The organism is Sphaerotilus hippei (assembly GCF_003201595.1).
Lineage (GTDB): Bacteria > Pseudomonadota > Gammaproteobacteria > Burkholderiales > Burkholderiaceae_C > Sphaerotilus > Sphaerotilus hippei.
In genome coordinates this window covers 20,018-35,028 of sequence record NZ_QJJS01000015.1, presented here as the reverse complement: position 1 = coordinate 35,028, position 15,011 = coordinate 20,018, and the positions used below count along the sequence as shown (strand labels likewise).

The following is a 15,011-nucleotide window of genomic DNA, read 5'->3' as shown; positions in this document are numbered from 1 at the left end:
GTCCCTTTTCCCGCCCTGCCCCTTCCCATGTCCATCGCCGCGCTCCATGACCTCCCGGCCCCGGCCAAGCTGAACCTGTTCCTGCATGTCACCGGCCGCCGCGCCGACGGCTACCACCTGCTGCAGTCGGCCTTCGCGCTGATCGACTGGTGCGACACGCTGCACCTGGAGCGCCGCCCGCCCGGCCCCGGCGGCAGCCCGGGGGGCATCTCGCGCACCGACCTGGGCCTGGCCCTGCCCGATGACGACCTGAGCGTGAAGGCGGCCCGCCTGCTGCAGCAGGCCAGCGGCACCTGCTGGGGGGTGCACATCAGCATCGACAAGCAGGTGCCGTGGGGCGCCGGACTGGGCGGCGGCAGCTCGGACGCCGCGACCACGCTGCTGGCGCTGAACCGCCTCTGGGGGCTGCGCTGGCCACGCCAGCGCCTGCTCGACCTGGCGTTGCGCCTCGGTGCGGACGTGCCGTTTTTCGTCGGCGGCCACAACGCCTGGGTCGAGGGCATCGGCGAGCGACTGACCCCCATCGACCTGCCGGCCAGCGGCTATCTGGTGGTCAAGCCCGACGTCGAGATCCCGACGGTGAAAATTTTTACGTCAGAACTGTTGACGAGGGACACTCCAGCGACTACAGTAGCGGTCTTCGCTGCAGAAACAAAGCGATTCGGACAAAACGACCTGCAGGCTTGTGCTCAAGCCTACTCCAGCAAGGTCACCGAAACGCTGGTTCTGCTGGAGCAGCACATGGGCAACAGCCGCATGAGCGGTTCCGGCAGCGCCGTTTTTGCACACACCGACCATCCGTCGGCAGCCGAGCATGTCGTGGCGACACTGCCGGCAGCGTGGGTGGGCAGGTACTGTGAAGGAATGAAGCATCATCCGCTGTGCGAGTGGGCTTCAGACTGACACAAGGTTTCGGGTGCTGCGCAAGCGGCGTCCAGTGTAGGGGAGTCGCCAAGTTGGTCAAGGCATCGGATTTTGATTCCGACATGCGAGGGTTCGAGTCCTTCCTCCCCTGCCAAATCATCGTCAAGGCGCCGCGCTGGTTCATCCACGCGGCGCCCTTTTCTTGGTGAAGCGTCAAAACGCCACGGGCACCCCTCATGCTCTCCAACACCGTTCTGTTCACAGGCAACGCCAACCCCGCCCTCGCCCAGGAGATCGCCAAGGATCTCGGCATCGAGCTCGGCAAGGCTTCCGTGGGTCACTTCTCCGACGGTGAAGTGACGGTCGAAATCCAGCAAAACGTCCGTGCGCGTGATGTGTTCGTGGTGCAGCCGACCTGCGCCCCGACCAACGAGCACCTGATGGAGCTGCTGCTGATGGTCGATGCGCTCAAGCGTGCCTCCGCACGCCGCATCACCGCCGTCGTGCCCTACTTCGGCTACGCGCGCCAGGACCGCCGTCCGCGCTCGACCCGCGTGCCCATCAGTGCCCGCGTCGTGGCCAACATGATGGAAGTCGCCGGCGTCAACCGCGTGCTGACGATGGACCTGCACGCCGACCAGATCCAGGGCTTCTTCGACATCCCGGTCGACAACATCTACGCCTCGCCGGTGCTGCTCAGCGACGTCAAGGGCAAGCGCCACGAGAACCTCGTGGTGGTGTCTCCCGACGTCGGTGGCGTGGTGCGCGCGCGCGCGCTGGCCAAGCAGCTCGGCTGCGACCTGGCCATCATCGACAAGCGCCGCCCGAAGGCCAACGTCTCCGAGGTGATGCACATCATCGGCGAGATCGAAGGCCGCAACTGCGTGATCATGGACGACATGATCGACACCGCCGGCACGCTGGTGAAGGCCGCCGAGGTGCTGAAGGACCGGGGCGCCAACAGCGTGTTCGCCTACTGCACGCACCCGATCCTGTCGGGGCCGGCGGTCGAGCGCATCAGCAACTCCAAGCTCGACGAGGTGGTGATCACCAACACGATCCCGCTGCAGGGCCCGGCCCGGGCCTGCGCGAAGATCCGTCAGCTGTCGGTCGCCTTCCTGTTTGCCGAGACCATCCGCCGCATCTCGGATGGCGAGTCGGTGACCTCCCTCTTCGCCGAACAGAACAACAACTTCTGATGCGGCATCCGGTCCGGCCCCTCGGGGGCTGGACGAACTTCAGGTCGCCTGGTCGCGGGCGGCCTTCCATTTCTGGAGAATTGACATGAAATTCGTCGCATTCAAGCGCGAGCTGCAGGGGACCGGAGCGAGCCGCCGCCTGCGCATGGGTGGCAAGGTTCCCGGCATCGTCTACGGCGCGGGTGAGCCGGCCATGATCGAGCTGGACCACAACGCGCTGTACCACGCGCTGAAGAAGGAATCCTTCCACTCGTCCATCCTCGAGATGGAACTGGACGGCGCCTCCAGCAAGGTCGTGCTGCGTGACCTGCAGATGCACGCGTTCAAGCCGCTGGTCCAGCACATCGACTTCCAGCGCGTGGACGCCACCACCCGCATCCGCAAGCGCGTGCCGCTGCACTTCATCAACGAAGCCGATTCGCCTTGCGTCAAGACCGACAAGGGCACGATGTCGCACATCGCGACCGAGCTCGAGATCGAGTGCCTGGCCGAGAAGCTGCCGGAATTCCTGACGGTGGACCTGGGTTCGCTGGCCACCGGCCAGTCGATCCACGTCGACGACCTGAAGCTCGACAGCCACATCAAGGTCCGCACGCACGGCCGCAAGAACCCGGTCATCGCCACGGCCCTGCCGCCGAAGGTCGAAGAGATCGTGGCTCCGGTGGTTGCCGCCGTCCCGGCCAAGGGCAAGAAGAAGAAGTGATCTTCCGTGCCGCTTCCGGCTCGAAAAGCCCCGCCCTGGCGGGGCTTTTTCTTGCTCGGACCACTCTCCACTGAGGAGCGCCAGACATGATTCGACTCTTTGTCGGCCTGGGCAACCCAGGCGCCGAATACGAGGACACGCGCCACAACGCCGGTTTCTGGTGGATCGACGCGCTGGCCCGCCAGTGGGGCGTCAGCCTGCAGCCCGACCGCAACTACCACGGGCTGGTCGCGCGCGCCAACCTGCCGCAGGGCAGCGTCTGGCTGCTCGAGCCGCAGACCTACATGAACCTGTCGGGCAAGTCGGTGGCCGCGCTCGCGCGCTTCTTCAAGATCACGCCGGCCGAGATCCTGGTGGTGCACGACGAGCTCGACGTGCTGCCGGGCCAGGCCAAGATCAAGCTGGGCGGCAGCGCCGCGGGCCACAACGGGCTCAAGGACATCCAGGCCCAGCTGGGCAGCGCCGACTTCTGGCGCCTGCGCCTGGGCATCGGCCACCCGGGCGACCGCGCCGAAGTGGTCGGCTACGTGCTGCGCAAGCCGCCGCTGAGCGAGCGCATGCTGATCGACGAATCCATCGACCGCACGCTGCCGGCCTGCAAGGCCATGCTCGACGGCGACATGGCCCTGGCGATGCACACGGTCCACGCCAAGCCGCCGCGCCCCAAGCCGCCCCGGCCCGTCGCGCCGCCCGGCGGCACGGCCTGAACGGCAGCACCCGCCCTCAGGCGGGGGTGACTCCCGCCTGCAGCTGCTCGTACTTGTGCATCAGCTGCTCGCGGGTCTCGACATGCTGCGGGTGCAGCGGGATGCACTCGACCGGGCAGACCTGCACGCACTGCGGCTCGGGAAAATGGCCGACGCACTCGGTGCAGCGGCCCGGATCGATCTGGTAGAAGTCCGCGCCCATCGAGATGGCCTGGTTGGGGCACTCGGGTTCGCAGACATCGCAGTTGATGCATTCGTCGGTGATCATCAGCGCCATGGCGTTCTCCTTGCCGGCTCAGCCGGTCGCCTGACTGACACGGTGGCGCAGGCGTTCGAGCACCGAGGGGGACACGAACTTGGACACGTCGCCTCCCAGCACCGCGATCTCGCGCACGAAGGTGCCGCTGATGAACTGGTAATGGTCGCTGGGCGTCAGGAACAGGGTCTCGACCTCGGGCATCAGCTGGCGGTTCATGCCCGCCATCTGGAACTCGTACTCGAAGTCGCTGACCGCCCGCAGGCCCCTCACCACCACCTTGGCGCCATGGCCGACGACGAAGTCGCGCAGCAGGCCGCGGAAGGCGATGACCTCGACATTCGGGTACTGGGCCGCCAGCTCCTGGGCGATGTCCAGGCGCTCGTCGAGCGTGAACATCGTGCGCTTGTGGTGGCCGGCGGCCACCGCGACGATCAGGCGGCTGAACAGCCGGCTGGCCCGTCGCATCAGATCCTGATGACCCAGGGTCATCGGGTCGAACGTGCCCGGGTAGACGGCCGTGAGATCTTGCGTCACGCTGTTCAACTGGAGCTCCTGGCTGCGTGGGATGAGGACGTCGGGGGCGTGGCATCGGCCGCGCACGACACCAGAAGATGGTAATGCACGGCACCTGCCCGACCCTGACGGTGCAGGCTCAGGCCGGCGGCGCGCAGCTCGTCGGCGCCAGGCGCCTCGCCGGACTCGAGGTAGATCAGGCCGCCGGGCGCGAGCAGCGGCCGCGCTGCCTGCAGGCTGGCCGGCACCAGGCCGGCGGCGAACGGCGGATCGAGCAGCACGAGCTGGTAGCGCCCCGGCTCGGCCCGCTGCATCCAGTCCAGGGCGTCGGCCCGCTCGATGCGCAGCATCGTCGCCCCCAGGCGCTCGCGGTGGCGGTTCAGTGCGGCGACCAGCGCCGGCTGCTGCTCGAGCAGCGTCACCTCGGCAGCCCCCCGTGACGCGGCCTCGAAACCCAGCGCGCCGGAGCCGGCATAGGCGTCGAGCACCTGCCAGCCGCGCAGATCCTGGCCCAGCCAGTTGAACAGCGTCTCGCGCACCCGGTCCGGGGTCGGGCGCAGGCCCGGGCTGTCGGGCACCGGCAGGCGCGAGCGTTTCCACTGCCCGCCGATGATGCGCACCTCGCCACGCCCTGCAGGCGCGGCCGGGTGGGCCGGCGGACGGCCCCCTTCGGGCCGGGACGGGCGATCCGATCGGGCGGACCGGGCGGCCGCACGGGGCGGCTTGGAAGAAACTGAGGAGCTCACACCGGTATTTTAGGTGCGGCTGCCTACAATGAAGACTGTTCCAGTCGGTGGTCCGTCCACTCCCCAGCATGTTCAGTTTTTTCAGGCGCAAGACCACCCCCGCTCCGGTCGAGCCGCCCAGCCCGGTCGTCACGCCCGCGCCGGTGCCCCCGGCCGCCCCCGCGCCCTCGGCCTGGGCCCCTGCAGCCGCACCGGTCGCCAGCGCGCCGGTGCAGGTGCCACCGCCCCCAGCGGCAGTGGCGGCGGTCCGGCCGCCCGTGGCCACGCCCCCGCCGGCACCGATGCCCCCGGCGCCCGCCATGCCGCCCGAGCCGGCACCGGAGGTGCTCACGGCCAAGCCGGGTGGCTCCTGGCTGAAGCGGCTCAAGGCCGGCCTGCAGCGCACCGGCTCGGCGATCGCCCAGGTCTTCACCGGCACGCAGATCGACGACACGCTCTACGAGGAGCTCGAGGCCGCGCTGCTGATGGCCGACGCCGGAGTCGGTGCGACCGAATACCTGCTCGCCGACCTGAAGCAGCGGGTCAAGGACAACCGCACCACCGACCCCGGCGCGGTCAAGGGCCTGCTGGCACAAGGCATCGCCGAGCTGCTGGCGCCGCTGGAAGGGGCGCTGGAGGTGGGACGCCAGCAGCCCACGGTGATCATGGTGGCCGGCGTCAACGGCGCCGGCAAGACCACCACCATCGGCAAGCTGACCCGCCACCTGGCCGACCAGGACTGCAAGGTGCTGCTGGCCGCGGCCGACACCTTCCGTGCCGCCGCCCGCGAGCAGCTGGCCGTCTGGGCCGACCGCACCCGGGTCGAGATCGTCAGCCAGGAAGGGGGCGACCCGGCGGCCGTCTGCCACGATGCGGTGACCGCGGGCAAGGCGCGGGGCTGCGACGTGGTCATCGCCGACACCGCCGGCCGGCTGGCCACGCAGCTGCACCTGATGGAGGAGCTGCGCAAGATCCGCCGCAGCCTGGGCCGCGCGATGGAAGGCGCCCCGCACGAGGTGCTGCTGGTCGTCGACGGCAACACCGGCCAGAACGCGATGGCGCAGGTCAAGGCCTTCGACGACGTGCTCGGCCTGACCGGGCTGATCGTCACCAAGCTCGACGGCACGGCCAAGGGTGGCGTGCTCGCCGCCATCGCGCTGTGGGTGCGTGACCGCGCCCGCAGCGGCAAGGGCACGGTGCCGGTCTACTTCATCGGCGTGGGGGAGCGGCTGGAGGACCTCCAGCCCTTCAAGGCCCAGGAATTCGCCCAGGCCCTGCTGAGCTGAAGGCGGCGTGCCCCAGGGGGCACGCCTCGCGCCTGAAGCCTCACGCGGCCAGCGGCTGGGCCACCGGCTCGCTGCCCGGCCCCGCGGCGGCATGGCGACGGCGCGCCAGCCAGTGGCGCAGGTGGCGCGCCACGCCGGTCACCGCGCCCTGCTCCTCGCGGATCTGCAGCGGCGCATCCGGCGCCGGGGCCAGCGCGGCCAGCGCCTGCAGGCAGGCGTTGAGCGCCTCGGGCTGCAGGGGGTATTGCGCCAGCACGCCCTGGCGGCGGCTGCGCAGCGCCAGCGCGTCGGCATCGACGTGCACGAACGGCAGGTCGAGCAGCTCGGCCGCGTCGGCCAGCACCTGGCCGGGCTCGACCAGCGCACAGCGGCTGCCGCGCAGGATGCTGAGCTGGTCCTGCAGCGCCGGCACCTCGCGGCACAGCAGCACCGAACGGTTCATTCGGTCGTTGACGTTGGCATCGTGCGGGCCCTCGCCCACCACCAGGCAGACCTGGGCGGCCAGCGCCGCATCGGCCGCCAGCACCTGGGCCAGCACCCCGCGGGTCGTCTCGTCGATCAGCCAGACCACCTTGGGCACCGCCGTGACGCGGGACAGCAGGGTGCACAGCGCCTGCGCGCGGACCTGCTCGCCAGGCTGCAGCGCGATCACCGCGACGGCATACGGCGTGCCCTCGCCCGGCTCTCCCGCCAGCGCCGGCCCCAGGTGCACCGGCAGGCCATGGCGCATGAAGGCGCCGTAGGGGGTCGTGGCCTCGCGCCAGACCGCACCGATGGAGTCGACGTCGAGTCCGCCGGCGATGCTCATCACCCGTGCCGGCGCGATGCCCTGCTGCTGCAGGCGGCACAGTGCCGGCTGCGCGTCGGAGGCCAGCAGCAGGTCCGACAGCTGCTCGATCATGCCGGCGTTGTCGCCCGCCGGGGACGCACGCACCGGCGAGCAGGGATGGCGGTCCCCCGCCTCCAGGCAGACCAGCGGCACGCCGTGCTGGCGCGAGGCCATCGCGCAGGCCAGCACCGCGTCGCTGGCGCCCAGCGACAGGGCCGCCACCGGACGCAGCTCGTCGATCAGGCCGGTCATGCGGGTGAACAGCAGCGCCGCGGCCGCCTCCAGGCGGCCGTCGGGCAGGCCCAGGTGCACGCTCAGCGGCAGGCCGGGCAGCAGGCGGTCCATCGGCTCCCAGGGCCACACGCGGGCCGGCAGGCCGGGGTTGACCAGCACCAGCCGCAGGGGCTCGCCCCCCGCGGCCAGCACGCGGGCCAGCGCGGCGAACTTCAGGGCCGCGCTGGCCGTGTCGGCCAGGCAGAACACCACATCGCCCTGCACCGGCGCACCGCTGACCGAGGACTCGAAGCGCACGACATCGGTCAGCCAGGGCAGGCCCTCGACACTGGCCGGGGCCATGGCCATCGCGGGCCGCGAGGCCTCGGCGGGGGCGGCAGGCCGCAGGGATTCGGCCGGCGGTCGTGCGGCCGCGGCCGGCCCGGCCACGTCGGCGGCGCCGGCGACCCCCGCCTCCAGCGGATCGGCCGAGGCGTCGAGCGCCAGCGGCTGGAAGGCGGTGTCGCCCATCTCCGCGTGCAGCTCCAGCGCCAGCTGCTCGACCCACTGCGGTGTCACATGGTCGTCGCCGTCGAGGAAGGAGGCCAGCAGCACACGATTGCACAGCCGGTTGATGCGCCGCGGCACGCCGCCGGACCAGCGGTGGATCTGCTCGAGCGAGCCAGGGTCGAAGACCGGCCGGTCCTGCCAGCCCACCCGGCGCAGGCGATGCAGGATGTAGTCCCGCGTCTCCTGCAGGCCCAGCGGGCCGAGGTGGCAGGACGCGCTGATGCGCTGGCGCAGCTGCTCCATCGACTCGATCAGCTGGCGCAGCTCCGGCTGGCCCACCAGGAAGCTCTGCAGCAGCGAGCGGTTGCCGAGCTGGAAGTTCGACAGCATGCGCAGCTCCTCCACCGCGCGCGGCGACAGGTTCTGCGCCTCGTCGACGATCAGCAGCGCGTGGCGGCCCTGGCCGGCCAGCGCGGTCAGGAAGGCCTCGAGCGTGGCGATCAGGTGGGCCTTGGAGCTGCCGATGGTCGGGATGCCGAAGGCCGTGATGATGGACTGCAGCAGGTCACCGGCCTCGAGCTGCGTGCTGACGATCTGGGCGGCCAGCACCTTCTGGCGGTCCAGCCCGTCGATCAGCGTGCGCACCAGCGTGGTCTTGCCCGCGCCGATGTCACCGGTGACGACGATGAAGCCCTCGCCCTGGGTCACGCCGTACTGCAGGTAGGCCAGCGCGCGGCTGTGGCCGGCGCTGTTGAAGTAGAACGACGGATCGGGGTTGAGCTGGAACGGCGGGTTGCTGAAGCCGAAGTGGGATTCGTACATGGGGTGACCGCTCAGAAACGATGGTTCGCGCCGGCGTAGACCGACACCTCGCGGACGTCCGCGACGGACTCGACCGACGACGTGGACACCTGGTAGCGCAGCCCGACCGCCCCCACCGTCGCCGGAGAGAAGCGGTAGGCCAGGCCGACCCGCAGGCCGCCGTTGACACGGGCCACACCCTCGTCGAGCCCCAGTGTCTCATTGCGGCTGAGCGTGAACTCGACCTGGCCGGTGGTCTGGGCATCGAGGCGGCGGGCCACCTCGAGCGACAGCCCGGTCTGCCGCGTGTCGGCCGACGACGGTGTCGTCGTGTCGTCCGGGCCGACCAGGGCCCGGGTGGACTGGCGGTAGATCCGGGCGGTGGCCGTGTGCCGCTGCCCCAGCAGCAGCACCGTCAGGTCGGCGCCCTGCACCACCTGGGCCGAACCGGCGTTGACCACGCTGGCGCCGCTCAGGCCGGCGCTCAGGCCCTGGTTGGCCAGGTCGCTGCGCACGCGGGTCAGGCGCTCGACCGGGTCGGTGATGCGGGTGCGGTAGGCCGAGTCGAGCAGGGACTCGAGGCTGCTCGCCCCCGACTGGCTGGCCAGCTGGGCCGCCACCGTGCTGGCCTCGCGCGACAGCGTCGAGGCGACCACCACGAAGGGCGAACGGTGGGCGAACTTCAGCTGGTAGCTGTTGCCGAAGAAACGCCGCTCGAGCAGCGCATCCAGCGTCGTGCGTTCGGTCGGTGCCCAGTGCAGCAATGCACCACGCAGCGTGCCGCCGGTCTGCAGACCGCTGTAGCGGGCCCGGTCCCGGCCGGCGGTCAGGCCGACGAACCACTGCGGATCGGGTCCCCAGAGCAGCGACGCGCGGGCGACGCTGAACTCGACGTCGGCGATGCCACGGTCCTGGATGCTCGACAGCACCCGCGAGCCTTCGAGCCGCAGGCCCAGCGGCGTGGGCCGCCGGTCCAGCCGCACCAGATCGGACTGCACGGTGGAGTGGTAGCTGCCCGTCAGGCTGCCGGCCACCGGCGTCGTGCCGGCGGCCGTGCTGCCCCGGGTCTGGATCCAGGTCCGGTCGGCGCGGGCCAGCAGCGAGGTGCTCGGATCGAACTGGTGGTCGAGGTAGGGGCTGATGCGCTCGCGGTAGACCCGCGTGCGGTTGGACGAGCTGCCCTGCAGGGTCGCGTCCAGCACGCTCTCGGCGACCGTGTCGGCGGCCAGGCTGCCATCGAGGTAGAGCCAGCGGTCGAGCGCCACCACGCTGCCGTCGACCCGGCTGCGCGGCAGGAAACGCTGGGCCTGGGTGCGCTGGGCGTGGAAGAAGCCGTCCCCGGCCAGGTTGGCGTCGAGCCGGTAGCGCGCCCCGCGGCCGTAGACCTGCAGCTGCGGGCTCACGGTCAGGCGGGTGTCGGCACGGGCGGCCGCCCCAGCGGCCTGGTCGATGTTGTCGCTGGCCAGCACCTCGGTGCCGATCGACGGCGCCACCAGCCAGACGTCGGCGCGGGCCGCCGGCAGCGCCAGCAGCGCCGCGGCCCCCGCCACGGCCAGCAGCGCGACGCGGCGGTCAGCGCGCATAGTAGTACCCGTAACCATCGGTGCGACCGACCCCGGTCGACTTGTTCAGCACCGTCAGCACGATCGGGCAGTCCTCCAGCGCCGCGAAGGCCTGCGTGACCTGCTGGTGGGTGGTGCGGTTGGCCTCGACCACCATCACCACCTGGCCCATGCGCGAGGCCAGCACGCGCGACTCGGTGGTCGGGATCAGCGGCGGCGCGTCGAAGACGATGATGCGGTCGGCGTACTTGGCCGCCAGCTCGTCGAGCAGGCGCTCCATGGCCGCGCTGGCCAGCAGCTCGGTCGACTGGCTCGAGGCGGTGCCCGCGGGCATCAGGCTGAGCTTGGGCACGTTGGTGCGCAGCATCACGTCCGACAGCCCGACGTCCTCGGAGCCCAGCAGGTCGAGCAGGCCCGGGCCGGACTCGACCCCGCAGCGCGCCATCACCGACGGCCGCAGCACGTCGGCGTCGATCAGCAGCACCGAGTGGTCGACCTCCATCGCGATGCTCATCGCCAGGTTCATCGCGAAGAAGGTCTTGCCCTCGCCCGGCATGGCGCTGACCACCTGGATCAGGTTGGCGCGCGACGACACCTGCGCGCCCTCGCCCCGGGCGTTGGCCAGCAGCGGGCGCTTGATGATGCGCAGCTGCTCGGCCAGCAGCGAACGGGCCTTGGCCGGCACCAGGTAGCCGTCACGCTCGAGCCGGACCAGGTCGAGGCTGACCTCGCGCGAGCGTCTGCCCGCGGCGTCCGGCTCGACCCGCAGCGGCGCGGCGGGCACCGGGGCGGGCACGCGCGTCAGCGGCACGCGCCGCACCGCCGGTTCGGCCGGCAGGCCGGCAGGCCGTGCCGCCTCCGGCATCAGCGCCTCCTCGTTGGCCGCGCGGGCGGTCACCGTCACCTCGCGGGGCACGATCTCGCCCGCGTCGCCGACCGGCGCCGGCAGGGGCCGGATCGCGACCTCGAAACCGGCCGCCCGCAGCTCCTCCAGACGCCGTGCCGCTTGTTCAATGATGCTCATGGGTAGGCTCTCTCTAGGCGAGCGCGCTGGGGCGCAGGAAGATCCACACGAGCCAGATGCCGTAGATCAGCACGAACAACCCCATCGCCCCCAGCAGCTGCAGACGGTCGCGCCGCACCTGCTCGACCGAGCGGGGATCGGCCACCAGCGCCACGCTGCCCAGCACCGGCCGCTTGATGAAGTCGCGCAGCTCCCGCTCGCTGCCGAAGGTCGGGTGCAGGAAGGTCATCGCGTACGAGGCCAGCAGGCCCGCGAACAGCGCGGCCGCCAGCGTCACCAGCGCCAGCTGCTTGCGGCTGGGAAACACCGCCCAGGGCAGCACGCGGGGCGGCTCGATCACCCGGAAATCGGCCATCGAGCCGGTCTGGTCGATCTTCACGCCCAGCGCCGCCGATTCACGCCGGGTCACCAGCTCCTCGTAGTTCTTGCGGATGACCTCGTAGTCACGGGTCAGCTGGGCCAGGTCGGCCTCGGCCTGCGGCACCTGGCCGGCCTGGGAGCGGATCTCGGCCAGCCGGCCCTGCTGCACGCCCAGCTGGGCCCGCAGCGCGGCCACGTCGGCCTCCGCCTCGGCCTGCGACACGCGCAGCTTCTGGTAGACCGGATTGGTCGCGGCACTGCCCCCCCGGCCCCGGCCCGAACGGGCCCGCTCGTCGAGCTCGCGGCGGCGCTGGGCCTCGAGCTGCTCGATGGTGCGGCGCGCGGCGATGACGTCCGGATGCTCGTCGGTGTAGCGGCGGATCAGGTCGTCGAGCTGGCGGCGCTGCGCATCGATGCGCGAGTCGAGCTCCGGCGTCGCCGAGACCGCCGAGGCGGCGTTCTCGGGCAGCTGCGGATCCTCGCTGCCCAGCTCGCGGCGCAGCGCGTCGCGCGACTGCTCGGCCGCCGACAGCTGGATGCGGATGCGGTTGACCTCGTCGGAGATCGCCGCCATGCGGGCGAAGAAGTCCTGGTTGCTCGAGGGCGAGGCCACGCCGATGTTGCGCAGCTTGAAGTCCTTGACCCGGCCCTCGGCCTCGACGAGCTTGGCCTCGTACAGGCTGATCTGCTCGTCGATGAAGCGGCTGGCGTCCTGCGAATCGCGCCGCTTGCTGTCCACGCCCGAGTTCATGAACAGCGACACCAGCGCGGACACCAGCTTGCGGGCCCGCTCCGGATCGGTGTCGCGGTAGCTGATGGCGTAGAGGTTGTTGCCCCCCGTCTGCTCCACCTTGATGGAGCGCAGCAGGCTGTCGACCCGGGCCTCGGGCGGGCCGCCCGGGCCTTGGGTCAGGCCCAGCTCGGGCATGGCCACCAGCTTCTCGACGTTGGGGCGCGACACCAGGTTGCGACCCAGCATGCGCACCTGCTGGTCGATGTCGGGCTGCACGGTCAGGCCCTGCATCAGCGGCTTGAGCACGGTCTGCGTGTCGACGTAGATGCGGGCCCGCGCCTCGTAGCGCTCCTGCATCATCACCGAGGCGCCGACGCCGGCGATGCCCACGGCCCAGGCCACCGCCACGCCCACCCAGCGGTGGCGCCAGACGCGGTGCGCGACGGTGATGGCCTGACGGGTCAGCTCACTCATGGCCGTCCAGCCTCAGAACCAGCTCTGCGGCACGATGATGATGTCGCCCGGCTTGACGTCGACATTGGCCGAGATGTCGCCGCGCTTGAGCAGGTCGCGCAGGCGCACGCTGTACTGCCGCCCGGCCTCCGAGCCGCGCACCAGCACCGCGGCGTTGCCGTCGGCGAAGTCGGTCAGCCCGCCCGACTGGATCATCACGTCCAGCAGGGTCATGTTCTGGCGGAAGGCGACGGCCTGCGGCTTGGCCGCCTCGCCGACGATGCGGATCTGCTCGGCGTACTCGCCCTGGAAGTTGCTGACCACCACCGTGACCACCGGGTCGCGGATGACCCGCGACAGCCGGGCCTCGATCTCGCGGGCCAGCTCGGCCGGGCTCTTGCCGGCGGCGACGACATCCTCGACCAGCGGCGTGGAGATCAGCCCGTCGGGGCGCACCGTGATGGCCGCCGACAGCTCGGGGTTGCGCCAGACCACGACGTTGAGCGTGTCCAGCGGACCGATCTTGTAGCGGTGGTCAGGGGTCTGGGCGCTGCGCGGGGCCGGCGGGTAGGCGCCGGTGCTGCTGCAGCCCGACAGCGCGCCGGCGACCAGCGCGGCCCCCATCAGGGCGGCGCCCAGGCCCCTCACCTTCAGGCGGGCGCGGCGGTGGTGATCGTGACTCATGCGGTGTCCTCGGTGGCGTGCGGCCTGCGCGGCCGCTCTCTGACCGGTCCTATCGTCGGACCGGCGGGGTTTCTTGAATCGAAGCGGCGCGGCTCGACGCCCGGACCGTGCAAAATCGTCCAGGCGCCTCCGCTCAGTGCGCACCCTCGCGGAACAGCACCACGCTGACGGTCTCGATCAGCACCTGCAGGTCGAGCAGCAGCGAGTTGTTCTTCACGTAGTACAGGTCGAACTGGTGCTTGCGGCGCGCGTCCTCGAGCGAGGCGCCGTAGGCGTAGCGCACCTGGGCCCAGCCGGTCAGGCCCGGCTTGACGGTGTGGCGCACGTCGTAGAACGGGATCTGCTCCTTGAGCTGCGCCACGAAGGACGGCCGCTCCGGGCGCGGGCCGACCATGCTCATCTCGCCGCGCAGCACGCTGAAGAGCTGCGGCAGCTCGTCGATGCGGGTCTTGCGGATGAACTCGCCCACCCGCGTGATGCGGCTGTCGTTCTTGGTCGCCCAGCGCGCCACGCCATCCTTCTCGGCGTCGGTGCGCATGCTGCGGAACTTGATGCACATGAAGCCCTCGCCGGCCATGCCCACGCGCTCCTGCTGGTAGAGCACCGGGCCGCGGCTGTCCAGGCGGATGGCCAGCGCCGTCAGCAGCATCACCGGCGAGGCCAGCAGCAGCAGCACCGACGAGCTCACCACGTCGAACAGGCGCTTGGTCGCGGCCCGCAGGCGGCCCTGGGCAAAGCCGTCGCCGTAGATCAGCCAGCTGGCCTTGAGGCTGTCGACCGGCACCTCGGCGCGGGTGCGCTCGTAGAAGCCCGCCAGGTCGAGGATGGGCACGCCGCTGATGCGGCATTCCAGCAGCTGCTCCATCGGCACGCCCCCGCCACGCTGCTCACGCTCGGCGACGATGATCTCGCTGATGCCGTGCTGGCGCACCAGGTCCAGCATGTCGCGGCGGCGGTCGAACACGCGGCCCCCCTCGACCCGCTCGGGCACCTCGTGTCCGTCGGAGGTCGGGAAGAAGCCCACCACCTCGTAGCCGGCACGCAGCTCGGGCGCGGTCAGGTCGCTCCAGACCTGGCTGGCGTCGGCACCGGTGCCCACGATCATCACGCGGCGCGCGCCCATCTTCTGGCGCAGCGTCCAGGCCACGCCGCGGTAGACCGCCAGCCCGCCGGTCAGGTAGACCAGCGCATAACCGACCAGCCGGCTCGCATAACCGTCGTACTGGATGTACTTGGCCGCCAGGTAGGTGATGTAGCCCCCGACCACGAACACGAAACACACGCGCAGCACCGTCGAGCTCAGGCCGAGGTTGCGGTGACGGTACAGGCCGACGAAGGAATACATCAGCGCCATCACCAGCGCGAAGGCCAGGGCCGACAGGAAGATGGCCGGGGTCGCCGCCTGGGCCAGGCCGATCGCGTCCTGGCGCGCCAGCGTGACGGCCGACAGCAGCACGGCGGCAAAACACAGCGCGCCGTCGGCAAACAGTTCGACGAAGTGAGTGCCCGACGTGCGGTGCTGGAATACTCGGAACATCCGATGTTCTCCAAGGAGATGGGACATTGCCCGGGCCGGCGCATGGCCA

The 15,011-nt window shown here is 70.8% G+C and carries 14 protein-coding genes and 1 tRNA gene; 6 read left to right on the top strand and 9 right to left on the bottom strand.

The window, feature by feature from the left end; genetic code table 11:
• Positions 1 to 27 precede the first annotated feature (27 nt).
• The 5 genes from ispE (at position 28) to pth (ending at position 3,473) form a co-directional block, all read left to right on the top strand.
• Entirely contained in the window at positions 28 to 903 is an 876-nt protein-coding gene (gene ispE / locus C7444_RS14905) for a 4-(cytidine 5'-diphospho)-2-C-methyl-D-erythritol kinase (RefSeq protein WP_110401647.1), read from the top strand.
• A gap of 38 nt (positions 904 to 941) precedes the next feature.
• Positions 942 to 1,018, top strand: a tRNA-Gln gene (locus C7444_RS14900).
• Between the two features lie 82 nt (positions 1,019 to 1,100).
• Positions 1,101 to 2,063: a ribose-phosphate pyrophosphokinase gene (locus tag C7444_RS14895; protein WP_110401646.1), complete on the top strand. Its 963-nt coding sequence runs from the start codon at positions 1,101 to 1,103 to the stop codon at positions 2,061 to 2,063.
• A gap of 85 nt (positions 2,064 to 2,148) precedes the next feature.
• Positions 2,149 to 2,766: a 50S ribosomal protein L25/general stress protein Ctc gene (locus C7444_RS14890; protein ID WP_110401645.1), complete on the top strand. Its 618-nt coding sequence runs from the start codon at positions 2,149 to 2,151 to the stop codon at positions 2,764 to 2,766.
• An 86-nt stretch (positions 2,767 to 2,852) separates the two neighbouring features.
• Positions 2,853 to 3,473 carry an aminoacyl-tRNA hydrolase gene (gene pth / locus C7444_RS14885; RefSeq protein WP_110401644.1) on the top strand — a complete coding sequence of 207 codons (621 nt, stop codon included), beginning with the start codon at positions 2,853 to 2,855 and terminating at the stop codon, positions 3,471 to 3,473.
• Between the two features lie 16 nt (positions 3,474 to 3,489).
• On the opposite strand, the gene C7444_RS14880 is transcribed toward pth, so the two are convergent.
• Genes C7444_RS14880 through rsmD form a run of 3 tightly spaced genes read right to left on the bottom strand, consistent with a single transcriptional unit; the run spans position 3,490 to position 4,991 of the window.
• Positions 3,490 to 3,750: a YfhL family 4Fe-4S dicluster ferredoxin gene (locus tag C7444_RS14880; RefSeq protein WP_110401643.1), complete on the bottom strand. Its 261-nt coding sequence runs from the start codon at positions 3,748 to 3,750 to the stop codon at positions 3,490 to 3,492.
• A gap of 18 nt (positions 3,751 to 3,768) precedes the next feature.
• Positions 3,769 to 4,275, bottom strand: coding sequence for a pantetheine-phosphate adenylyltransferase (gene coaD / locus C7444_RS14875; protein ID WP_110401642.1), 507 nt, complete (start codon positions 4,273 to 4,275; stop codon positions 3,769 to 3,771).
• Positions 4,272 to 4,991, bottom strand: coding sequence for a 16S rRNA (guanine(966)-N(2))-methyltransferase RsmD (rsmD, locus tag C7444_RS14870; RefSeq protein ID WP_170130769.1), 720 nt, complete (start codon positions 4,989 to 4,991; stop codon positions 4,272 to 4,274). Before rsmD ends, coaD begins: the two co-directional genes overlap by 4 nt.
• Before the next feature lie 68 nt (positions 4,992 to 5,059).
• On the opposite strand from rsmD, the gene ftsY reads away from it, so the two are divergent.
• The gene (gene ftsY, locus C7444_RS14865; protein WP_110401640.1) at positions 5,060 to 6,256 is read left to right on the top strand and encodes a signal recognition particle-docking protein FtsY; all 1,197 of its coding nucleotides are present in this window, start codon (positions 5,060 to 5,062) and stop codon (positions 6,254 to 6,256) included.
• Positions 6,257 to 6,296: 40 nt separating this feature from the next.
• Here ftsY and C7444_RS20415 read toward each other — a convergent pair whose 3' ends face one another.
• The 6 genes from C7444_RS20415 to C7444_RS14835 form a co-directional block, all read right to left on the bottom strand.
• Complete coding sequence (locus C7444_RS20415; RefSeq protein WP_211317576.1) at positions 6,297 to 8,630, bottom strand: XrtA/PEP-CTERM system-associated ATPase; 2,334 nt, start codon at positions 8,628 to 8,630, stop codon at positions 6,297 to 6,299.
• Positions 8,631 to 8,641: 11 nt separating this feature from the next.
• Complete coding sequence (locus tag C7444_RS14855) at positions 8,642 to 10,192, bottom strand: TIGR03016 family PEP-CTERM system-associated outer membrane protein (protein WP_170130768.1); 1,551 nt, start codon at positions 10,190 to 10,192, stop codon at positions 8,642 to 8,644.
• Positions 10,182 to 11,195 (bottom strand): XrtA-associated tyrosine autokinase, encoded by a 1,014-nt coding sequence (locus tag C7444_RS14850; RefSeq protein WP_110401638.1) that lies wholly within the window; start codon positions 11,193 to 11,195, stop codon positions 10,182 to 10,184. The genes C7444_RS14855 and C7444_RS14850 overlap by 11 nt, the downstream gene beginning before the upstream one ends.
• A gap of 13 nt (positions 11,196 to 11,208) precedes the next feature.
• Entirely contained in the window at positions 11,209 to 12,762 is a 1,554-nt protein-coding gene (locus C7444_RS14845; protein ID WP_110401637.1) for an XrtA system polysaccharide chain length determinant, read from the bottom strand.
• 12 nt (positions 12,763 to 12,774) lie between these two features.
• Positions 12,775 to 13,425: an XrtA/PEP-CTERM system exopolysaccharide export protein gene (locus C7444_RS14840; RefSeq protein WP_245909591.1), complete on the bottom strand. Its 651-nt coding sequence runs from the start codon at positions 13,423 to 13,425 to the stop codon at positions 12,775 to 12,777.
• 133 nt (positions 13,426 to 13,558) lie between these two features.
• Complete coding sequence (locus C7444_RS14835) at positions 13,559 to 14,962, bottom strand: TIGR03013 family XrtA/PEP-CTERM system glycosyltransferase (RefSeq protein ID WP_110401636.1); 1,404 nt, start codon at positions 14,960 to 14,962, stop codon at positions 13,559 to 13,561.
• Positions 14,963 to 15,011 lie beyond the last annotated feature (49 nt).